The sequence below is a fragment of the Alcaligenes sp. 1735tsa3 genome, assembly GCF_024134565.1.
Lineage (GTDB): Bacteria > Pseudomonadota > Gammaproteobacteria > Burkholderiales > Burkholderiaceae_B > Alcaligenes > Alcaligenes phenolicus.
Genome location: NZ_CP099862.1, coordinates 1 through 20,127 on the forward strand (window position 1 = coordinate 1; position 20,127 = coordinate 20,127).

At 56.6% G+C, this 20,127-nt stretch carries 19 protein-coding genes; 14 read left to right on the forward strand and 5 right to left on the reverse strand.

What is annotated here, in order from left to right:
- From dnaA to NIZ92_RS00020, 4 genes are all read left to right on the forward strand, one after another.
- On the forward strand, positions 1-1,398 hold the full coding sequence (dnaA, locus tag NIZ92_RS00005) for a chromosomal replication initiator protein DnaA (RefSeq protein WP_009461437.1): 1,398 nt from the start codon (positions 1-3) through the stop codon (positions 1,396-1,398).
- A 2-nt stretch (positions 1,399-1,400) separates the two neighbouring features.
- Positions 1,401-2,510: a DNA polymerase III subunit beta gene (gene dnaN / locus NIZ92_RS00010; RefSeq protein ID WP_009461439.1), complete on the forward strand. Its 1,110-nt coding sequence runs from the start codon at positions 1,401-1,403 to the stop codon at positions 2,508-2,510.
- A 76-nt stretch (positions 2,511-2,586) separates the two neighbouring features.
- Positions 2,587-5,040, forward strand: coding sequence for a DNA topoisomerase (ATP-hydrolyzing) subunit B (gyrB, locus tag NIZ92_RS00015; RefSeq protein ID WP_083055118.1), 2,454 nt, complete (start codon positions 2,587-2,589; stop codon positions 5,038-5,040).
- 440 nt (positions 5,041-5,480) lie between these two features.
- On the forward strand, positions 5,481-6,182 hold the full coding sequence (locus NIZ92_RS00020; RefSeq protein WP_060186789.1) for a pseudouridine synthase: 702 nt from the start codon (positions 5,481-5,483) through the stop codon (positions 6,180-6,182).
- Positions 6,183-6,352: 170 nt separating this feature from the next.
- Here NIZ92_RS00020 and NIZ92_RS00025 read toward each other — a convergent pair whose 3' ends face one another.
- Positions 6,353-6,820, reverse strand: coding sequence for a GNAT family N-acetyltransferase (locus NIZ92_RS00025; protein ID WP_060186788.1), 468 nt, complete (start codon positions 6,818-6,820; stop codon positions 6,353-6,355).
- A gap of 497 nt (positions 6,821-7,317) precedes the next feature.
- Here NIZ92_RS00025 and NIZ92_RS00030 point away from each other — a divergent pair, with 497 nt between their 5' ends.
- The 6 genes from NIZ92_RS00030 to NIZ92_RS00055 all read left to right on the forward strand — a co-directional run bounded on the left by NIZ92_RS00030 (position 7,318) and on the right by NIZ92_RS00055 (position 11,995).
- Positions 7,318-7,800 (forward strand): TRAP transporter small permease, encoded by a 483-nt coding sequence (locus NIZ92_RS00030; protein WP_247966215.1) that lies wholly within the window; start codon positions 7,318-7,320, stop codon positions 7,798-7,800.
- Positions 7,800-9,089, forward strand: a complete 1,290-nt coding sequence (locus NIZ92_RS00035) for a TRAP transporter large permease (protein WP_254002483.1) — start codon at positions 7,800-7,802, stop codon at positions 9,087-9,089. Before NIZ92_RS00030 ends, NIZ92_RS00035 begins: the two co-directional genes overlap by 1 nt.
- Positions 9,090-9,128: 39 nt before the next feature.
- Complete coding sequence (locus NIZ92_RS00040) at positions 9,129-10,163, forward strand: TRAP transporter substrate-binding protein (protein WP_254002484.1); 1,035 nt, start codon at positions 9,129-9,131, stop codon at positions 10,161-10,163.
- A gap of 7 nt (positions 10,164-10,170) precedes the next feature.
- Positions 10,171-11,001, forward strand: a complete 831-nt coding sequence (locus NIZ92_RS00045; RefSeq protein ID WP_254002485.1) for an alpha/beta hydrolase — start codon at positions 10,171-10,173, stop codon at positions 10,999-11,001.
- Between the two features lie 180 nt (positions 11,002-11,181).
- Positions 11,182-11,472, forward strand: a complete 291-nt coding sequence (locus tag NIZ92_RS00050; RefSeq protein ID WP_042485083.1) for a DNA-binding protein — start codon at positions 11,182-11,184, stop codon at positions 11,470-11,472.
- A 67-nt stretch (positions 11,473-11,539) separates the two neighbouring features.
- Positions 11,540-11,995, forward strand: a complete 456-nt coding sequence (locus NIZ92_RS00055; RefSeq protein WP_060186784.1) for a GFA family protein — start codon at positions 11,540-11,542, stop codon at positions 11,993-11,995.
- Between the two features lie 246 nt (positions 11,996-12,241).
- On the opposite strand, the gene NIZ92_RS00060 is transcribed toward NIZ92_RS00055, so the two are convergent.
- The 3 genes from NIZ92_RS00060 to NIZ92_RS00070 all read right to left on the reverse strand — a co-directional run bounded on the left by NIZ92_RS00060 (position 12,242) and on the right by NIZ92_RS00070 (position 15,472).
- The gene (locus NIZ92_RS00060; RefSeq protein WP_254002486.1) at positions 12,242-13,426 is read right to left on the reverse strand and encodes a porin; all 1,185 of its coding nucleotides are present in this window, start codon (positions 13,424-13,426) and stop codon (positions 12,242-12,244) included.
- Positions 13,427-13,590: 164 nt separating this feature from the next.
- Positions 13,591-14,514 carry a dihydrodipicolinate synthase family protein gene (locus tag NIZ92_RS00065; protein ID WP_035269456.1) on the reverse strand — a complete coding sequence of 308 codons (924 nt, stop codon included), beginning with the start codon at positions 14,512-14,514 and terminating at the stop codon, positions 13,591-13,593.
- Positions 14,515-14,557: 43 nt separating this feature from the next.
- Positions 14,558-15,472 carry a Rid family hydrolase gene (locus tag NIZ92_RS00070; protein WP_254002487.1) on the reverse strand — a complete coding sequence of 305 codons (915 nt, stop codon included), beginning with the start codon at positions 15,470-15,472 and terminating at the stop codon, positions 14,558-14,560.
- A 360-nt stretch (positions 15,473-15,832) separates the two neighbouring features.
- Here NIZ92_RS00070 and NIZ92_RS00075 point away from each other — a divergent pair, with 360 nt between their 5' ends.
- From NIZ92_RS00075 to NIZ92_RS00090, 4 genes are read left to right on the forward strand one after another with little or no spacing between them, the layout of a single operon-like run.
- Positions 15,833-16,369: a helix-turn-helix domain-containing protein gene (locus NIZ92_RS00075; RefSeq protein WP_026483973.1), complete on the forward strand. Its 537-nt coding sequence runs from the start codon at positions 15,833-15,835 to the stop codon at positions 16,367-16,369.
- Between the two features lie 43 nt (positions 16,370-16,412).
- On the forward strand, positions 16,413-17,642 hold the full coding sequence (locus NIZ92_RS00080) for an FAD-binding oxidoreductase (RefSeq protein WP_254002488.1): 1,230 nt from the start codon (positions 16,413-16,415) through the stop codon (positions 17,640-17,642).
- On the forward strand, positions 17,635-17,925 hold the full coding sequence (locus tag NIZ92_RS00085) for a (2Fe-2S)-binding protein (protein WP_254002489.1): 291 nt from the start codon (positions 17,635-17,637) through the stop codon (positions 17,923-17,925). The genes NIZ92_RS00080 and NIZ92_RS00085 overlap by 8 nt, the downstream gene beginning before the upstream one ends.
- Positions 17,918-19,354: an NAD(P)/FAD-dependent oxidoreductase gene (locus tag NIZ92_RS00090; RefSeq protein WP_254002490.1), complete on the forward strand. Its 1,437-nt coding sequence runs from the start codon at positions 17,918-17,920 to the stop codon at positions 19,352-19,354. The genes NIZ92_RS00085 and NIZ92_RS00090 overlap by 8 nt, the downstream gene beginning before the upstream one ends.
- 86 nt (positions 19,355-19,440) lie before the next feature.
- Here NIZ92_RS00090 and NIZ92_RS00095 read toward each other — a convergent pair whose 3' ends face one another.
- On the reverse strand, positions 19,441-20,115 hold the full coding sequence (locus NIZ92_RS00095; protein ID WP_026483969.1) for a GntR family transcriptional regulator: 675 nt from the start codon (positions 20,113-20,115) through the stop codon (positions 19,441-19,443).
- Positions 20,116-20,127 lie beyond the last annotated feature (12 nt).

Consider the following 20,127-nt stretch of genomic DNA (forward strand, 5'->3'; position numbering starts at 1 on the left):
ATGAATGAATTCTGGCAGTCCTGCGTTCAGAAATTGGAGCAGGAGCTTCCCCCCCAACAAATAAGTGCGTGGATACGTCCACTGGTTCCCCTGGACTTCGACAGCGAAGCCGGGGTGTTGCGCGTTTCTGCTCCTAATCGTTTCAAACTGGATTGGGTCCGCAAGAATTTCGCCACTCGCATAGAGGAACTGGCTTCGGATTTCTACGAATGTCCCGTAACGGTTCAGTTCGAGCTGCCTTCGGCCAGCGCGGCGCCTCGTCGCGCCCTGGCCGATCGTGCCGCTCCTGCGCCTGCAGGCAGCCCCGCCGGTGAAAACCTGGCCCCTCCTGTTGCCAACCCGGCCATGACGGCGGTGGTGGATGCGGTACAGGATCGTTCGCGCCTGAACGCCGAACTGACTTTCGACAACTTCGTGACGGGTAAAGCCAACCAGCTAGCACGCGCAGCGGCCTTGCAGGTGGCCGAGAACCCCGGTGTCTCCTATAACCCACTCTTTCTGTATGGCGGTGTGGGTTTGGGCAAGACCCACCTGATTCACGCGATCGGCAATGCGCTGGTCGCCAATGGCAATGGTGTGCGGGTACGTTACGTCCATGCCGACCAATACGTGTCGGACGTGGTCAAGGCGTATCAGCGCAAGGCGTTTGACGAGTTCAAGCGCTACTACCATTCGCTGGACTTGCTGCTGATTGACGATATTCAGTTTTTCGCCGGCAAGAACCGTACGCAGGAAGAGTTTTTCTACGCCTTTGAAGCGATGGTGGCTCAGCGCAAGCAGATCATCATCACCTCGGATACCTATCCCAAAGAGCTGGCCAATATTGATAGCCGCCTGATCTCGCGCTTTGACTCCGGCCTGACCGTGGCCATCGAGCCGCCCGAGCTCGAAATGCGCGTGGCGATCTTGTTGCGCAAGGCTCAGGCCGAAGGCATTGCCATGCCCGAAGAAGTGGCCTTCTTCATTGCCAAGCATCTGCGCAGCAACGTGCGCGAGCTGGAAGGGGCGCTGCGCAAGGTTTCGGCCTACGCGCGTTTCCATGGCCGCGATGTCTTGACGGTGGAAGTGTGCAAGGATGCACTGAAGGATTTGCTGTCGGTCTCCAATGGACAGATCACAGTGGAAAATATTCAGAAAACCGTGGCCGATTTTTATAAAATCAAGGTCGCGGATATGTACTCCAAGCGCCGCCCCGCCAATATCGCCATGCCGCGCCAGGTGGCCATGTATCTGGCCAAGGAACTGACCCAAAAGAGTTTGCCGGAAATTGGCGATCTTTTCGGTGGTAGGGACCACACTACGGTGCTGCACGCGGTGCGCAAAATCTCGGATGCACGCACCAAGCAAGCCGAACTGAATCACGCATTACACGTACTGGAACAAACTCTCAAAGGATGACCATGCAACTCGTTCAAGCTACCCGCGACGCATTGCTAAAGCCCTTATCCACAGTAGTTGGCATTGTGGAGCGCCGCCATACTTTGCCGATTCTGGCCAACATCCTGCTGCGTAAAAACGGCTCTGATGTCTCTTTCCTGGCAACCGACCTGGAAGTGCAGATCACCACCAATGCCGACTTTGGCGTGGGTGAGGACAATGCAGCCACCACGGTGGCGGCCCGCAAGCTGCTGGACATTCTGAAAGCCCTGCCCGACTTTGGCGATGTGCGCCTGGGCCTGGACAGCGGCAAGCTGACCATCCAGTCCGGCAAGAGCCGCTTTCAGTTGCAGACTCTGGAAGCTGCTGATTTTCCAGTGCTGAACCTGCCAGAGCAGTGGGACGTGTCCTTGAGCATGCCCCAGCGCACTTTGAAGCACCTGTTCAATACGGTGCACTTTGCCATGGCGCAGCAAGACATTCGCTACTACCTGAACGGTATGTTGCTGGTGTTTGAACCCGGCCTGGTACGTACGGTTACCACGGACGGTCACCGTCTGGCTCATAATGCCACCGCAATTGACGGCGTGCAGGAACGTCACGACATCATCGTGCCGCGCAAGACGGTGCTGGAAATGCAGCGTTTGCTGGGCGATACCGACGATCTGGTCAACATTGATGTGTCCAGCCGTCAGATTCGTTTCCGCTTTGGCGATGTGGAGTTGGTCTCCAAACTGGTTGAAGGCAAATTCCCCGACTTTGCTCGTGTGATTCCTTCCAACTACACCCGCCACTTCGATGTCAGCCGTGAAGTGCTGCAAGGCAGTTTGCAACGTGCTGCCATTCTGACCACCGACAAACTGCGTGGCGTGCGACTGCAACTGTCGCAAAACCAGCTGAAGATTTCTGCTTCCAACGCTGAACAGGAAGAAGCCGTCGAAGAGCTGGATATTGATTATGAACACGAAAGTCTGGACGTTGGCTTTAACGTCAGCTACCTGCTCGATGTGTTGGCCAGCATCAAGGACGAAACAGTCCGCTGGTCTGTGCAGCCCGATGCCAACGCCTCTGTGTTGATGACGCTGCCCGAGCAAGAAGACTTCAAGTACGTGGTCATGCCGATGCGCATTTAATGCAGCATGTTTGACCGGTATGGCCCGCCGGGCCATACCCGCTTGAAGCAGACAGGCTATTACAAGGTTTTATGCTATGACCGATCAAACCACGACCACCCAGCCAGCCGATTACGGCGCTGATTCCATCAAAATGCTCAAAGGCCTGGAGGCCGTGCGCAAGCGTCCAGGCATGTACATCGGGGACACCTCCGATGGCACCGGCCTGCACCACATGGTTTTCGAGGTGGTGGATAACGCGATTGATGAGGCCTTGGCCGGTCATTGCGACGATATCGTCGTCACCATCCACTCCGACAACAGCATTTCGGTGTGCGATAACGGCCGCGGTATTCCAACCGATATCCACAAGGACGACGAACACCAGCGCAGCGCCGCTGAAATCGTCATGACCGAACTGCACGCCGGCGGTAAATTCGACCAGAACTCCTACAAGGTGTCTGGCGGTTTGCACGGTGTGGGTGTGTCTTGTGTGAACGCCCTGTCCGAATGGCTGTTGCTGACCATCTGGCGCAATGGCAACGAACACCAGGTCGAGTTCCGCCGTGGCGAGCGCACTGCGCCCCTGGCGGTGACCGGTCCTGCAGAAGGCCGCACGGGTACCTGCGTGCGTTACCTGGCCGACGTGGAAATTTTCAGCAATATCGAATACCACCACGAAATTCTGGCCAAGCGCCTGCGCGAGCTGTCCTTCCTGAACAATGGCGTGAAGATTCGTCTGGTTGACGAGATTCAGGGCAAGGAAGAAGACTTTGCCTTCCTGGGCGGCGTCAAAGGCTTTGTGGACTTCATCAACCGCAACAAGACCCCGCTGCACCCTAACGTGTTCAGCGTGGCAACCGAGTCCAATGCCGGCGGTACGCCAGTATCGGTTGAAGTGGCCATGCAGTGGAACGACAGCTACGCCGAAACCGTGCTGTGTTTCACCAACAATATTCCCCAGCGCGACGGTGGTTCCCACCTGACCGGTCTGCGTGCGGCCATGACCCGCGTGCTGAACAAGTACATTGCCGACAACGAACTGGCCAAGAAAGCCAAGGTCGACACCTCCGGTGACGACATGCGCGAAGGCCTGGTCTGCGTGCTGTCGGTGAAGGTGCCCGAGCCCAAGTTCAGCAGCCAGACCAAAGACAAGCTGGTGTCCAGCGAAGTGCGTCCCGCCGTGGAAGAAGCCGTGGCCCGCACCCTGGAAACTTGGCTGTTGGAAAATCCGAACGACGCCAAGGCCTTGTGCGGCAAGATCGTGGAAGCAGCCCGTGCCCGTGAAGCGGCCCGTAAAGCCCGCGAAATGACCCGTCGCAAGAGCGTGCTGGAAGGCGCTGGCCTGCCCGGCAAGCTGGCCGACTGCCAGGAAAAAGATCCCGCCCTGTGCGAACTGTACATTGTGGAGGGTGACTCTGCAGGCGGCTCGGCCAAGCAAGGCCGAGACCGTAAATTCCAGGCCATTCTGCCGTTGCGCGGCAAGGTGCTGAACGTAGAAAAAGCCCGTTTCGATCGTCTTATTTCCAGCGAGCAGATCACCACCCTGATCACCGCCCTGGGTACCAGCATCGGTCCGGACTTTGATATCGACAAACTGCGCTACCACCGCATCATCATCATGACTGACGCGGACGTGGACGGTGCTCACATTCGTACCCTGCTGCTGACACTGCTGTATCGTCAGATGCCCGAGCTGATCGAGCGTGGCTATGTGTACATCGCGCAGCCGCCCTTGTTCAAGGTTAAGGTTGGGCGTGAAGAGATGTACCTGAAGGACGAGGCCGAGGAAGCGGAATTCATGTTGAAGCTGGCCCTGCGCGATGCAGTGCTGACGCCAGCTGAAGGTGCAGCTCCTATCACAGGCGAAGCCTTGTCCGACTATGCTCATCGCTACGTGAAGGCCAAGGCCGTGATTGAGCGCCTGTCGCGTCATATGGACGGTGATGCCCTGTCAGCATTGGCTGAAGGCGTGAAGTTGAACTTGGATACACAGGAAGCCGCCGAACAAACTGCTAAGGATTTGGAGAAGGCCCTGTTCGACGAAGCTGCCCCCACCGTCGTCAAAGTCTTTGCCGCCTTTGATGAAGGGAGCGAATCCTGGCGTGTGGTGGTGCAGCGCCTGCACCATGGCAACATCCGTGTCACGGTGTTTGACCGCAACTTCGTGCGTGGTGGCGATCACCAAACTCTGGCCCGCGCTGGCGAGACCTTTGCCGGTCTGATCGGTGATGGCGCCATGGTGGCTCGTGGTGAAGGCGAGAAGCGTCGTGAAACCGCCGTGGATGACTTCCGTGAAGTCATGCAATGGCTGTTGACCGAAGCCGAACGCGGGCTTAGCAAGCAGCGCTACAAAGGTCTGGGTGAGATGAACCCCAGCCAGCTGTGGGAAACGACCATGGACCCCACTGTACGTCGTTTGCTGCGTGTGCAGATTGCTGATGCTATTGATGCGGATCAGATCTTCACCACGCTGATGGGTGATCACGTTGAGCCACGTCGTGCCTTTATCGAGTCCCATGCCTTGCAGGCGGGGAACCTGGATATTTAAGGCTGTCGGTGTTCACAGTTCCTGAAAGCTGTTCGGTTTGATGAAAACTGATCTCAGAAATTTGTGAAAAACCTCGCAGTGATGCGGATAAGAAAAATGGGCTCCGGCGTTCCTGCTGGGGCTCATTTTTTTGGTGATGACTGATGAGCTCTGAGTCTTAAAGATTCAGCGTCTTTGGGCAGGCTCAATTAATTTTTGTCAGTAGACACGGACTGATCAATTGCCTGGTGGGGTGGTGGCAATGGCGTCACGCGCCAGGAATGGAAAGGTGCGGAATCAAGCTGATGTGGTCTACTTGCAGTGATACACCCTGCTTCAGAACGAATTAAAAGAAGGGGCGTGGGGATCTGATGGTGGTACCTGGCGTCGGCCTTGCAAGGCCTCTTGATCGATCGTAAAGACGCTGTAAATTATTCAATAATTCTTTGTTTGGAAATGGAATGCGACTGGACAAGTTTCTTGGTGAGAGCACGGACCTGAGTCGCTCAGACGCGCGTAAAGTGCTTAAAAGCGGAGAAATCACCGTCAATGGCGAGGTAGTGACCAAAGGCACTCACGTTGTACAAGAGGGTGATGTAGTGTGCTGGGATGATGAGCCGCTTGCCCTGATTGGCCTGCGTTACATCATGCTCAATAAGCCCGCTGGTTACGAGTGCAGCCTTAAAAATAGCGCCTACCCGTCCGTGATGATGCTGATTGATGTGGATAAGCGCGAGCGCTTGCACACCGTTGGTCGATTGGATGTGGATACCACCGGCTTGATTTTGATTACGGATGATGGCCAGTGGACGCATCGTATTATCTCGCCCCGCCATCAATGCGATAAGGTCTACGTGGCGACCTTGGCAGAGCCTTTGCCTGATAATGCAGAAGAATTGTTCAAGGCCGGTATCTTGTTGAATGGCGAGGACAAGCCGACGCTGCCAGCCGTGCTGGAACGCATTGATGAACGTACCGCAAGGCTAACCATCCAGGAAGGGAAATACCATCAGGTGAAGCGTATGTTTGCCTCCTTGGGGAATCTGGTTCAGACCTTGCATCGCGAGCGTATTGGCTCCCTGTCCTTGGACGACAGCCTGGAGCCAGGCGAGTCGCGCTACTTAACGCCTGCCGAGGTGCAGCAGTTTGTAGAAGAAGGCTGAACTCCTGGCCCTTGGTTCTGGATTTGATAAGTCAAAGGTGTATCAAGCCCAAGGCTTTGATGTCCTGACATTGGGAAACCAGTCAAAAAAAGCGCTCAAACACATTCTGTTTGAGCGCTTTTTTGTACCTGAATTAATTTTCAAAGTGGCTGGTGGCGCGGTGTCCTGCCTTATTTAAGCGCCTTGCGCATGATGCTGGTGTTGTGCTCATAACCCAGTTGCTCATATAGCGCGATAGCGCCCCGATTATTGCTCAAGACTCCCAGCTCGATGTAGTCCAGTCCACGCACTTGTGCCCACTCCTGGGCGGTCTGCATCAGCAGTTTGCCCAGTCCCATGCCTCGTGCCGATTCCGTCACGACAAGATCAATCACATAGGCAAAGTCATGCGGCGTGATGCAGTTGTACGGCGGGGTCTTTTGCTGCTGAACAATAATAAAACCCAGCGCCTGATCGTCCTTCTCGGCCACAAACAAGGCTGCCTGGTCCGACTCGATCATGGACTGGATAAAGCCCTCGTCCTGCCGTGCTTGCAGGTAGTAGTGCGGTTGCAAATGATGCATGTGGGCGAATAGCTCGGCGTACATATCTCCAATCGTGCCAATGTCAGCAAGTTGGGCGGGACGTAGGGTGGGCATGGTTGGGGCTCTTGGTCAGTAATAAAGCGGAAGCGAAAACAGAAGCGTCTTGATGGTAGGCCGGGCATGGGGAGGAGGCAAATCTTCTGTTCAGAATATCCCTTCAATAACAAGGGGTAATCCGCTTTCATGCAAGCCTGAAGCTTGGGTCCAGCTTCGTTCTCTGTACACCTTTTCGTCGTGAAAGCCGCTTCTGTACATTTACTCCTGTTTTTGTAAAGTATTTGTGCACGTACTTTACGACCGTCTTTTTCCTGCAAGCTCTTTGCCCGGGTTTCATAATGAGGCTCTGAAACCCTTGTGTATTCAGGTTTTTTATAAATATTTAATGGAAAACCCCAAGCTTATTTTTTTCAAAAAACTAGAGGTTTAAAGTAATATCACACTGTTTTTGGGCAAATTTTGTGTACATTTAATGCACGAAATTTACACGAGGCACTGAAATTTACACGAGGCACTGAAATTTACACGCAATGCCTATAGAGGGGAGGAGATTGATGCAGACCCGTTTCTTGCGTCATGTTTGTAGTTGGATGTTCGGGCTGTCCGCACTGGCCATTCTGGCCTTGATGGCGGTGGCCTTTGCCGATGTCATGATGCGCAGCTTCGTGCGGCCGCTGTCAGGCGCTTTTGAATTAACCGAGGTGCTGGTCGGGGTGATGGTGTTTGCCGCCCTGCCCTTTGTCACCTTGAGTGGCAAGCACGTCAAAGTGTCCTTGCTGCGCTCTCTGGTGGGCAAGAACGTGCTGGTGCAAGGTCTGTTGCGCTGGTGCAGCCGCGTGGCGACAGGCGTGCTGATGGCCTTTCTGGCTTACCACCTGTGGGCCCTGGGTGTGCAGTTTGCACAGACCAATTCGCGCGCGGTTTTTGCGGACCTGCCCCTGGCGCCTTTTGCTTACTTTGCAGCGGTGATGTGCGCCCTGTCCACGCTGGCCGCACTGTTCAGTGCCGACGGCGACGAGCTCGCTGAGGAAAAATAATGACTGTCGTTGTCACTGGCATGATCATCCTGATCGTGCTCATGGTCCTGGAAGTACCCATCGCCGTGGCGATGGCTCTGGTTGGTATTGGTGGCTTTGCTTACGTAGTTGATTGGGGTCCGGCTGCCTATATGGCCGCAGAAACCTCGTATCGTCTGGTTCACAACTATAACTTGTCCGTCATCCCGTTGTTCATCCTGATGGGCAATCTGGTGACACGGGCGGATGTCTCTAAAGATCTGTTCGATCTGGCTTATCGCTTTGTAGGCCATCGTCGTGGCGGTCTGGCCATTGCAACGGTGCTGTCGGGCGGTATGTTCTCGGCCGTATGCGGCTCCAGCTTTGCGACGACGGCCACTATGGCTCGGGTCGCCTATCCCTCCATGAAGCGCTATGGCTATGCCGATTCCCTGGCAGGCGGCGCTATTGCCTCGGCCGGTACCTTGGGTGCCATGATCCCGCCCAGCGTGCCCCTGATTGTCTATGGCGTGCTGACCAGCAATGACATCGGCAAGCTGTTCATTGCGGCTGTATTGCCGGGCATCCTGGGCATGGTGCTGTACATAGGCGCGGTTATGGTGGCCACTCGCATGACACCCGGCCTGGCTGGCGCGGGCGAGCGCAGCTCCTGGATGGAACGTGTCCGCGGCTTGAAGAGTGTGGGTTCGGTCTTGCTGCTGTTCCTGCTGGTGATTGGCGGGATTTACGGCAACTTGTTCACGCCGACTGAAGCGGCCGGTATTGGTGCGGTCGGTGCCCTGCTCATCATGATCTGGCGTCGCAAGTTCTCCTGGCAGAGCTTGATGGGTGCCTTGCGTGAAACCGCCATGACCAGTGCCGCCATCTTCGTGATTATGGTGGGGGCACAGATCTTCACCACCTTTGTGAACGTGGCCGGCTTTACCGCCCTGTTGTCCGATGCGGTCCAGCAATGGGACTTGCCGGGCTGGGGCATTTTGCTGGGCATTGTGGTGCTGTACCTGGTCCTGGGCTGCATGCTGGAAGGTATGTCCATGCTCTTGCTGACCTTGCCCATTGTTTACCCGCTAATCATCAACCAGGGTCTGGACCCGATCTGGTTCGGCATTCTGGTGGTCACCTTGATCGAAGTGGGTCTGATCACACCGCCCTTGGGGATGAACGTGTTTGTGCTCAATTCCGTGGTGCCGTCCATGTCGCTCAGCACTATTTACCGCGGCGTTATCTATTTTGTCTTTGCTGATCTGCTGCGCCTGGCGCTTTTGATTGGCATTCCCGGCATTGCTTTGTTTCTGCCCTCATTGATGTAAGCCATTTTTATTGAATCTGATTTTCTCGAAGGAATAAGCATGATTAAGCAAGTTAGCAAATGGGTGGGGGTAGCGGCAGTCGCCCTGGCAGCCAGCACCAACGTTCAGGCACAGAACGTCACGCTGCGTTTTTCCAATTGGTTGCCACCCACCCATCCCATGGTGACCGAGATGTTGAACCCCTGGGCCAAGGATGTGGAACAGGCAACGGAAGGACGGGTGAAGATTCAGGTTTTGCCGCCTCTGGGCACCCCGGCTTCGCACTACGATCTGGTGCGCAATGGCGTGGCAGACATGACGATTGGTGTGCACTCCTATACCCCGGAGCGTTTCAAGCTGACGGAAATGGTGGAGCTGCCCATGACGGCCGAGAACGCTCAGGTGAATTCGCTGGCCTACTGGCGTACCTATCAGAAGTACTTCATGGGCAAGAACGAACACGCCGGCACCAAGCTGCTGGGCGCGTGGGTTCCTGGCTCGTACCAGTTGTGGACCGCTGCCAAGGTAGACAGCCTGGACAAGCTGGATGGCACCAAGATCCGTATTCCCGGCGTGCTGGTGGAGCGTATCGCCAAGCTGCTGGGCCTGGTGTCGATTTCCTCGACGCTGACCGAAGCCTATGACCAGATTTCGCGCGGCATTATTGATGGCATGTTCCAGAACTACACCACGGTGATCGACTTCAATCTGGCGCGCTTCATGCCGAACTTGTTCGTCTTGCCCGGTGGTTTCTCTGCCTCCAGTCAGTTCATGGTGGTTAACGAGCGCAGCTGGCAGCGTATCAGCGAGGCCGACCGTGCCGCGATTGATGCCTTGTCAGGTGAAGCACTGGTCAAGCGTTTCTCGGGTATCTGGCAAAAGAACAATATGGCGGCTTTTGATCGCTTGAGCGCTGAAGGCATCAAGGTGCACCGCATTGAAGGCGAGCAGCTGGAAGCCATGAAGACCAAGCTGGCGGTGATTGAGCAGCAATGGTTGAGCGAAGCCAAGGGTGTGGAGGCTCAGGAAGCGCTGAACTTCTACCGTGCCGAGCTGGATCGCGTAGCTGCCGAACTGGGCGTTCCCAAGGACTAAACCCGTCATGACACAGCATCTGGAAAGTGAGTACAACGCCAGTTGGCATGTGCCCGACCATAAGGAGATTGTGGCCTCGTGGTCGGGATTGGCCGAGCAGTTTCGGGCTGGTTCGCGTCATGAAGCCAATCAGCCTTACGGCCCGGAAACGCGTAATGTCATGGACATCCACTTTCCGGCTGTGGAACGCCCGGATACGGCAGTGCTGATGTTCATTCATGGTGGCTATTGGCAGTCCATGGATCAGCGTCGTTTCAGCCATCTGGCACAAGGCAGCGTGGATAACGGCCTGATTACGGTATTGCCTACCTATACCTTGTGCCCGCAGGCGAGCGTGGCGCAGATCATTGATGAGCTGCGCCTGGCTTGCGCGACGGTCTGGCGACGTTTCAAGCGTCCGATCGTGGTGGCAGGACACTCGGCAGGGGGCCACTTGGCAGCTTGCCTGCTGGCTACGGATTGGCCCGGCTTTGCACCGGACCTGCCCCACGACATGTTGCAGGCGGGCCTGGGTTTGTCCGGCTTGTATGACCTGGAACCGCTGACGCATATCGGCATCAATGACGCCTTGCAGCTCAATGCCGATACCGCCCGAGCCTCCAGCCCCTTGTTCTGGCCTGCCCCTGCCAATGGGCAGCCTTTCGAGGCCTGGGTAGGCGGTGACGAAACCTCGGAATTTCATCGTCAAAGTCAGGAACTGGCCAAGGCCTGGTCGGGGCAAGGGGTGGATACGGTGTATCGCAGCTTGCCGGGAACGAATCACTACAACGTAATTGCGGCCTTGGCCGTTAAAGAGTCCGTACTGTCAGAGCGCCTGGTCGCGCTGGCAAGCAACTGAGTTATCTCTGTCTTTCGTTAGACACACCACTTTTACCGGGCCTTTGGCCCGTTTTTTTTGTGCCTGCTTGATTCTCTTTAACTTTGTTCATTGTTAATAATTCGTCTTTAAACGAAAATAACGCAGAAAGACCGCATGGGGCGCTTATTTATTGGCAGGACTGGCAGGAGAGAAAAGACCATGAGAAGCAGATCACATGATGAGGCTATGGCCGATCTGTATCGCAGTGATCCGGCCTTGGCATTAGAGACTATCAATCAGATTTTGGAGGACGGGGATCAGGCCGAACTCCTGATCGTGTTGCGTCAATTGGCACAGGCTTTTGGTGGTGTGCAGGCAGTTGCCGAGCAGGCGCAGTTAAATCCGACGCAGCTTTACAGGACCTTGTCCCCCAAGGGGAATCCGGCCTTGAGCAGCCTGACGGCCATTTTGAAGGCAATGGGCCTGCGTCTTGCGGTGCAGCCTTTGTAGGCTTCTGGCGGATCATGATTTAGCATGACATTTCCCGCCCTGGACTTATTGTGATTCAAAGCCATTCATGACTGAAAACACCCCTGATACTCGCCCTGTGCATAAAGCGGCCTGCCATTGCGGAGCCGTTCGTTTCAATGTGAAGCTGACCGATGGTCTGCGTTCGGCGCGCCGTTGCAATTGCTCCTATTGCCGCATGCGTGGCGCGGTGGCGGTGTCGGCTAACCTGGCCGATATTCAGGTGGAGCAAGGGCAGGATGCATTGACGCTTTATCAGTTCAACACCGGGCAGGCCCGGCATTATTTCTGTTCGCATTGCGGGATTTATACCTTCCATCAGCGCCGTTCCAACCCGGAGCAGTATGGAGTGAACGTAGCCTGTATTGAGGGCATGAGTCCCTTCGACTTTGAAGAAGTACCGGTTAATGAAGGCCGTAGTCATCCCAAGGATCGTCCGGGCGGTGGCAGTGTGATTGCTGGCTGGTTGCGTTATCAGGCAAATCCCCAGGCGCAGGACGACTGACGTTGCGTGCCTGCTTTGTGCTGCGACCAATAAGAAATACCCCAAAGCTGTACCTTCGGCTTGCAGCCCCCTCGAGGGGCGCTTTTACATGGGGCACCGAGTCTTGAGACGGCCAGGTGGTAAAAAAACGCCCCTGACGACTTACGTACAGGGGCGTATAAAAACAGATAGCGCGGAACAGAATCGCGTATCTACGGAAAAACAGTACAGCGAGTCAGGGTGTGGCCCCCGAAGGGGCGTCCCGCTTTAGAACTTGTGGTTAAAGGCTACGTACAGCTGTGTGGCGCGTGCGTCTGGCAGGAAGGTCAGGTTCTGTGCATAGCCGCCGTACACGTACACCATGGTGCGCTTGGACAGGTCGTACTGATAACCCACCGAGTACACATGCTGACGTTTGGTCTGCGCATTGGGGCCGGTAATGCTCTCTGGCAAGTTGCGTGGATCAGCCATGTTCCAGCCCAGCGAGAAGCGGCCGCCTGCCAATGGTGTGGTCACACCAAAAGAGTAGGAGTTGATCCGCAGGCCTGGCACTGCAGCAAAGGAAGGCAGCGGGTTGGTGACGTTACTCAGGCCAAAGACCTGGGTGGCGAACAGGCCGTCGCGAGTCTGGCCGATGCCGGCAAATACTTTGATCACATCAAAGTCGTAGCTGGCCGCCCCCGCCCAGGCGCTGACACGGGTAGAGTCGGCGGCAGGGCGTGCGCCGCTGGCAGACTGTTTATTGATGTGCAGTTGGTCGTAGACCAGAGCGGCGCTCAAGGGTCCGTTGTTGTAGCGCAGGCCGGTGGTCACTGCACGGATGTTGTTGTCCTTGCTGTTGGTGCCATCCGGGCGCTCGCTATCCCAGTGCTGCTGCCCGTTGATGTTGAAGGAATAGCCAATACCGAACTGAAAGCCGTTCAGCGTGGGCGATTGGTATTGAATCTGGTTGTCGTAACGCACCGTGTTGGCCACGCTGAAGGTCGATCCAAAGCCCACAATCCCACCACCGCCCCCCAAGGGGTGAGCCATGCTGAAGTATTCAGTCGGCATATTGTTCTTCAGGCCGAAATCCACCTGACCCCAGTCCTCGCCTGCCAGACCCAGTGTGGCCTGGCGGCCAAACAGGCGACCACCCTGAATGGACTTGCCGGTAGGCACATCAAAGCCGCTTTCCAGCACAAACTTGGCTTGCAGCCCGTTGCCCAGATCTTCCGTGCCACGGATACCCCAGCGGCTGCCAAAGTGCACCCCGCTGTTGGGGCCCAGACGCGAGGTCTTGAACTCGGTGGCATCAGTCCGGTCCCGGCTGTAGCTGCTATTACCCTTGTTCATGTCGTAGCCAACACCCGTATCCAAAATCCCGTACAGGGTGATGGATGCGTGGGCTGCCGAGCTGGCCATCAGTAAAAACAGGGCCGTACCGACAGCAGTTTTATTTCTTGTTTTCAATTCCTCTTCTCCTTCGTGGTAGATAAAAAAGCGTGCAGCAATCCCCCTACCGCAAGTGATGCAGCAAGAAACAGGCGCAACAAAGCAGGCAGGGCAAAGTGCCTGCGCCGTGTACCAGCGAAGGGGGTGTGGGGCGAGTACCGGCGGTACTCGCGGCAGGGGTCTTAGATCAGTTCAAGATCGACCAAAGTTTGGCGTATGACGTCTATCTCGGTGTCCTCGACCTCCAGAATGGGGCGGCGTACATAGGGCTGCACGGGTACGCCGCGCATCTTGAATGCAACTTTCAGCACCGAGGGCGAGGAGCCGTAGCGGCCGATCAGCTCAGGGGTGTACCAGCGTTGCAGAATCTGTATGTCTTTCTGGCCGCAGGCGCGGGCAGCGTCTATATCGCCGCGCCAGATGTGGTTGTAAAAATCGGGCTGATAACGGCCCAACACGCCGCCTGCGCCAATCGTGCCGTCGCCATCCACACTTTGCAGCAGGGACAGGCCGTGTTCGTCCATGCGAAAGCCGTACACACGGACCTTGTCTTTCAGGCGGAACAGCGTCTTGATGAACTGTTCAATGCTGGGGCTGGATTGCTTGATGCCGACGACACCATCGATATCGCTCAGTTGCTCCAGCAAATCCACCGACAAATCGATTCCGGTCCCGGCAGGCCAGTTGTAAATCACGATAGGCAGGGTGATTTCTTTGGCGATCTGCTGGTAAAAGGCCAGTATTTCCTTGTCATTGGGGCGTACATAGGGGGGCGGTGCAATCACGACCCCTTCATAGCCCAGTGCCTGGGCCTCTTGAGCAAGAGCGACCACTTCGGCGGGTGTGTAGCCGGTACAGCCTGCCAGTAAAGGCAATTTGCCGCGCATGGCGTCGGCACTGGCGCGGAACAGCTCTACCCGTTCCTGGTTGGACAGGCTGGTCCATTCGCTGGTGGTGCCGCCTACAAACAGACCGTGCATGCCCTCGGCATGCAGCCATTCCAGCATGCTGTGCAGTGCCGGTACATCCAGCTGTCGTGCTTCATCAAAAGGGGTGATGATGGTTGGGATATAGCCCTTCCAGTTCACCCGGTGTTTCTTGCTCATGTGTGTCACTTGTATGGGTTGAAGAAAAGAGGAGGCCTCTGGCTCAGGGCAGACGTGCCGTGGCTTCGATCTCGACCATCATGTCTGGCAGCGCCAGATTGGCCACTCCCAGCAAGGTGTTGGCAGCCGGTTCGGCCCCCTCGTAAAACTCGTTGATCAGTGCGCAGATCGGGCCCAGCTCTTCAGGTGTATGGCCGACCAGGTAGGTGCGCAAACGCACGACATCGCGCGGGCTGGCACCGGCTTCCTTCAGGACGGTTTTCAGGTTCTGTAAAGCCTGGCGGGTTTGAGCGATGCGATCGCCCGCGCCTACTAATTGTCCTTCGCCATTCCAGGCGACTTGTCCGGCCAGATGCACGGTGCGGCTGTTGTCCTGCACAACAGCGTGCGAAAAACCGAAGTTGGTGCTGTTGTAGAGCGATGCCGGATTCACGCATTCACGGCCCTGGGGGGCGTTCAGTGGTTGGCTGCGCTGGACCAGCTCAAAAATATTGCCCCAGGGGTCGGTGAAGTACTGGAATTGAGCACCGGCGGTCGGGCCAGAATCAAAGGCGATGCGGTCCAATACTGTGCAGCCGTGCTGTTCAAGTTGTGCCACCGCCTGATCCAGATCGGCCACCAGAAAACCCAGGTGATGTGCACCCACATGATTGGACTTCAGGGCCTTTTGGGTGTCGCTGGCAGGTTGTGCGTAGGCAAACAGCTCGATATGAAAGCCATTGGGCAGGACCATAAAGGCCAGTTCCAGCTTGGCATCGGGGACGTCCAGGTGAGCGTGGGTCCAGTCTTTGCCTTGAGCAGAACGGGGCAGATCGGCACTGTTGATGGGCCCCAGACGGTAGAGTTGGCGGGCACCAAACAGGCGTTCATAAAAAGCAATGGCCGCATCCAGATCGGGTACGGTCCAGGCGGCGTGATCAATTTGTTCAATAGCCAATGGCAAAACAGGCGATGTCATGAAGTCTCCGTTTATGCCCGTACGGGGGCTGTATACAAGATTGTGCAATAAAACTGCACATAATTTACGGTTAAATAATACTTTAGGCCTGTAGTTTTTTGTTGAAAAACCAGACTACGTATTTTCCCTAGGTAAAATATTGTTTATAAACAATGGCTTGTGATTTGTGTCTGTGAGGTCTATATCGATGTGACGTGTAAAGTGCTTGTGCACACGTGTAAAGTCTGGAAGAATTCAGCACTGAAACTGCACGGTTTGTGTAGTTTCGGAACATGCATTTGCACACCATTAGGCTGCCTCTCTTACCCTATAATTCGTGAAGTTCGGCTACACATAACTACACGAACATAGGACTTCAGAATGATAGGCAAACGACTTCATGAGCTGCGCGTGGCCAAGGGTCTGTCCCTGCGGGAGTTGGGTCAGATGGTCAAGCTCTCGCCCACGCTGCTCAGTCAGGTAGAACGCGGTGTCACCACACCCAGTTTGACGACCCTGCGCAAGCTCAGCGGGATCTTTGGGGAATCCATGTCTTCCTTGTTCATGGATACCAGCAAGGGGCCGTCGGTATGGATCAGCCGCCCTGGTGAACGCATGTTGTTGCGTGGCCCGCGTGGGGGCGTCGTTTATGAACGGCTCACCCGGGGCAATGGCGAGATGGAAGTGTTCCGGGCTGTTTACGAAGTCGGTCAACAGTCCATGGACGATATGTCGCACCCGTCCCTGGAAAGTGTCTATGTGGTCCGGGGTGTCATTACTGCAGAGATTGATAAGGTAAGTTTTGACGTCAAAGCTGGTGAGAACATCAGCTTTGATGCACGCCAAAGCCACCGTTACCTGAACCGGGGAACGGAGGAAGCGGAAATCATCATGTCGATTACCCCGCCCGTCCCCTGATTTGTCTTGATCCGGGGCGAACGGTGTACCGCATCACTACACTATGAGCCCCAAGCCTGATTCTCTTTCCCCCCTACCTGCCTGTGCCCCTGGCACCCTGCCCACCCGGACGGATGTCCTGATCATTGGCGGCGGGCTGCTGGGCTGCGCCGCTGCCTACTATTTGAGCCTGGCGGGAGTGCCCGTTACCTTGATCGAACAAGGTGAGCTGGGCCTGCAGGCATCCAGCCAGAATGCGGGCAGCCTGCATTTCCAGATGGAATACCGCATGATCGAGGCGGGGCTGGAGGCCAGCAAACGCGCCTTGCAAGCCATGCCCTTGCATGTGGACGCCATTGCCCGCTGGCGGGCTTTGGAGGATCAGTTGGGTGTATCTGTGGGTGTGCGCCAGAAAGGCGGCTTCATGCTGGCAGAGACGGCCCAGCAAGCCCAGGTTCTGGAACAAAAAAGCCGTCTGGAAAACCAGGCCGGCCTGAAGGTCGAGCTACTGGACCGGGCCGCTTTACAAGCCAAAGCGCCCTATTTGTCGGACTCCGTGCTGATGGGGGCTTTTTGTGCTGACGAAGGCAAGGCCGACCCGCGCCGTGCCAGTCTGGCCCTGGCCGCCGCCGCACGTGCCTTGGGAGCACAGATCGTCAGCCAATGCCAGGTGGTGGACTTGAGGCGAGTGGGTTCTGACTGGCAAGCCCAGGTGCTCAGTGGCGAGCAATGTCGCAGCAAGCAGGTTCTGATTGCGGCCGGTGTCTGGTCCGGGCGTATTGCGCAAATGACCGGCTCGCAGTTACCTGTCAGCCCGATTGCCCTGACCATGACCGCCACCGCACGCACCGCGCCCTTTATGGATTACCTGTTCCAGCACGTGGGACGACGTCTGTCCTTGAAGCAAACGGCTGAAGGCACGGTGCTAATTGGCGGCGGCTGGCCTTCCACACTGCATCACCGTAAGGGGATAGCGGATCTGGAACGCAAACCCAGTCTGAACCTGGATTCTTTGCAACGCAGCGTACAGACCGCCTGCAGTGTCGTCCCCCAACTGGCCACCTTGCCTGTCTTGCGCTCCTGGACCGGGGTGACCTCTCTGGTGTCGGACCAACTGCCATTGCTGGGCCAAGTGCCGCACCGCCCCGGTTTGTTCATTGCTACTGGTGGAGCCGCCTTCACCCTAGGTTTGACCTACGCCCACTTGCTGATAGCGCAGATGCTGGGCCAGCCGCCCAGCCTGGATATCTCTGCCTACGATCCTGATCGTTTTAGGAGTTTGACCTTTGCCTGACGCACAACGTTTGCTGCACAAACGCCAGCGCTTCGAGCCTGCCGTGGTGACAATCAATGGTCATGAGACAGCCTGTTATCTCGGTGAAACCGTGGCGACGGTTTTGCTGGCGGCCGGAGTCGGCGCTTTTCGTCGCACCGCCAGTGGTGCGCCACGTCGTCCGGTGTGCAATATGGGCGTGTGCTTTGACTGCATCGTGACCATTGACGGTATGCAGGGGCAGCGCAGTTGCATGACTACGGTGCGTAGCGGTATGCAGATCGAGGTAGCCGACGATGTCTGACATTCTGGACTTATTGATTGTGGGGGCAGGTCCGGCAGGACTGTCTGCGGCTCGAGTCGCCAGCTCACAGGGTTTAAGCGTGGCCGTGCTGGACGAGCAGCCGCGCTTTGGCGGACAGGTATTCCGGCAGGCACCCGAGGAGTTTGCGGCAGCGGACCCGGACTCCATGCACACTTATCCTTTTTCACACCGCTTGTTTGAATGGGCGCGTGGCACCACGGCCGTGCAGTGGCATTTCAGTACCCTGGTGTGGGGGATTTTTGACGACCCGCAGGATGAACATGTGCGTCAGATCGGCACTGCTGGCCCACAGGGTGCTTCCGTGCTGAAAGCTCGCCGGGTGTTGATTGCGACCGGGGCCTATGACTTGCCCGTGGCCTTTCCGGGTTGGACCTTGCCGGGCGTGCTGAGCGCCGGTGGGGTGCAAACCATGATCAAGAGTCAAAGCCTGATGCCGGGGCAGCGTTTTTTGCTGGTGGGCGGCCATCCCTTGCTGCTTCTGGTCGCTGAGTTGTTGCTGGATGCCGGTGCACAGATTGCCGAAGTTGCCATCGCCCGCAGCTTGCCGTCCATAAAGGAAATGCTGCGCGCTACACGTGCTCTACCGGGACAGTCACGACTGGTTAAACAGCTGCTGGCGATCTTGTTGAAACTGCGTCGCCATGGCGTGCCGTTGCGCTTTGCAACGGGCATAGAGCGTGCGCATGGGGACGAGTCTGTTCAGGCGGCTACGCTGTGTAAAGTGGATCAAAACTGGCACGCCATCGCGGGCACACAAAGACGTGTAGAGGCAGATACGGTGGTCGTGGGTTATGGCCTGCTCGCCAGTACGGAATTGGCGCGCCAGGCAGGCTGTGCCGTGCGGTGGGACAGTGCTGCTGGCGGCTGGCTGGTGCAGCATGACGACAGACTGCACAGCACCCAGTCAGGCGTGCTGGTTGCTGGAGAGCAGACAGGCATTGCAGGGGCATTCAATGCCCATTTGCAAGGTGAGTTGGCCGCGTGGCAATGTGTGCTGGAGTTGCAGCAGCCAGTTGCCGAGACAGAGATAGCAAAAACCATTGCTGACCTGCAGGTGCGCCTTGGTCGTAATCGTCGTTTTACCGACACCGTTATTGCCTTGTCTGCCCCCAAGCTGGAGGCACTGGCCCAGGCAATCACCCCGGATACAGTGGTGTGCCGCTGCGAGGAAGTCACGGCACAGGAGGTGAATCAGTTTCTGGACGCCCATCCTTATGTGACGGACATCAATAGCATCAAATTGGCCTGTCGTACCGGAATGGGCATGTGCCAGGGGCGCTACTGTCAACACACCGTGGCGCAGATGCTGGCCAGCCGTTTGGGCAGGGGTATAGATCAAGTGGGAATTTACAAGGCTCAAGCGCCAGTGAAGCCTGTGCCGGTCGCGGCGTTGGCGCATATGGAGTAAGAGGGGCTTCTAACAAAGGACGTACAGTGCAATGAAGAACGCCCCTTTTTTTACAGGGGCGCTTTGTCCTTGGTTTTGTATTGTTCTTACACCGGCTGTTCCAGTATTTCCTGCAGGCGAGTCAGCAGCTTGTCGCTGGCGTTGTGCATATGCCGTTCGCAGATGGCAAGGGCGCCTGCTTCGTCGCCCGATGCAATGGCCGCAGCCAGTTCCTCATGCTCGTCCCAGATGGACAGACGCTGTTCTGCTGATTGCAGTACAGCCCCCATGACACGTCGCAGGTGTACCCAATGAACCTGTGCGCTCTCGGCGATCATGGGGTTGCCCGACGCTTCGTAAATCGCTTTGTGAAAGGCTTCGTCGGCTTCGATCATGGCGCGTACGTCATGACCACGAGCAACCTTGCGGCCCAGACGGATCAGGTCCGGGTCCAGTACGGCACTTTGACGTGCCGCCAGCTTGGTTGCCAACGCTTCCAAGGCACCCCGCACCTGGTACAGATGCCCGATATGTTCCAGATCCAGCGGGGCCACCATGACGCCCCGCCCTTCGGCGTCTTGCAGCAATCCATCTTTCTTCAGGAGCTGGATGGCTTGCAGCACGGGCGAGCGGGACACGTTGAGCTGCTCGGCAATGTCTTCCTGAGTGATTCGCGAGCCGGGGGCCAGGGAGCCGTCGCTGATGGCATCGAGCAGGATGCGATAGACCTCGTCAACATAGTGTGGACGGGCCTGCAACTTACCGGAAAGCTTGGCATGCATGAGGTCTGGAAC

Bases quoted from the DNA above. Each gene is read 5' to 3' on its own strand.
- gyrB (WP_083055118.1), top strand. From the start codon at position 2,587: ATGACCGATCAAACCACGACCACCCAGCCAGCCGATTACGGCGCTGAT.
- NIZ92_RS00030 (WP_247966215.1), top strand. From the start codon at position 7,318: ATGCAGACCCGTTTCTTGCGTCATGTTTGTAGTTGGATGTTCGGGCTG.
- NIZ92_RS00020 (WP_060186789.1), top strand. From the start codon at position 5,481: ATGCGACTGGACAAGTTTCTTGGTGAGAGCACGGACCTGAGTCGCTCA.
- NIZ92_RS00040 (WP_254002484.1), top strand. From the start codon at position 9,129: ATGATTAAGCAAGTTAGCAAATGGGTGGGGGTAGCGGCAGTCGCCCTG.
- dnaN (WP_009461439.1), top strand. From the start codon at position 1,401: ATGCAACTCGTTCAAGCTACCCGCGACGCATTGCTAAAGCCCTTATCC.
- NIZ92_RS00035 (WP_254002483.1), top strand. From the start codon at position 7,800: ATGACTGTCGTTGTCACTGGCATGATCATCCTGATCGTGCTCATGGTC.
- NIZ92_RS00065 (WP_035269456.1), bottom strand. From the start codon at position 14,514: ATGAGCAAGAAACACCGGGTGAACTGGAAGGGCTATATCCCAACCATC.
- NIZ92_RS00090 (WP_254002490.1), top strand. From the start codon at position 17,918: ATGTCTGACATTCTGGACTTATTGATTGTGGGGGCAGGTCCGGCAGGA.
- NIZ92_RS00050 (WP_042485083.1), top strand. From the start codon at position 11,182: ATGAGAAGCAGATCACATGATGAGGCTATGGCCGATCTGTATCGCAGT.
- NIZ92_RS00055 (WP_060186784.1), top strand. From the start codon at position 11,540: ATGACTGAAAACACCCCTGATACTCGCCCTGTGCATAAAGCGGCCTGC.
- NIZ92_RS00080 (WP_254002488.1), top strand. From the start codon at position 16,413: ATGAGCCCCAAGCCTGATTCTCTTTCCCCCCTACCTGCCTGTGCCCCT.
- NIZ92_RS00095 (WP_026483969.1), bottom strand. From the start codon at position 20,115: ATGCATGCCAAGCTTTCCGGTAAGTTGCAGGCCCGTCCACACTATGTT.
- NIZ92_RS00025 (WP_060186788.1), bottom strand. From the start codon at position 6,820: ATGCCCACCCTACGTCCCGCCCAACTTGCTGACATTGGCACGATTGGA.
- NIZ92_RS00075 (WP_026483973.1), top strand. From the start codon at position 15,833: ATGATAGGCAAACGACTTCATGAGCTGCGCGTGGCCAAGGGTCTGTCC.
- dnaA (WP_009461437.1), top strand. From the start codon at position 1: ATGAATGAATTCTGGCAGTCCTGCGTTCAGAAATTGGAGCAGGAGCTT.
- NIZ92_RS00045 (WP_254002485.1), top strand. From the start codon at position 10,171: ATGACACAGCATCTGGAAAGTGAGTACAACGCCAGTTGGCATGTGCCC.
- NIZ92_RS00070 (WP_254002487.1), bottom strand. From the start codon at position 15,472: ATGACATCGCCTGTTTTGCCATTGGCTATTGAACAAATTGATCACGCC.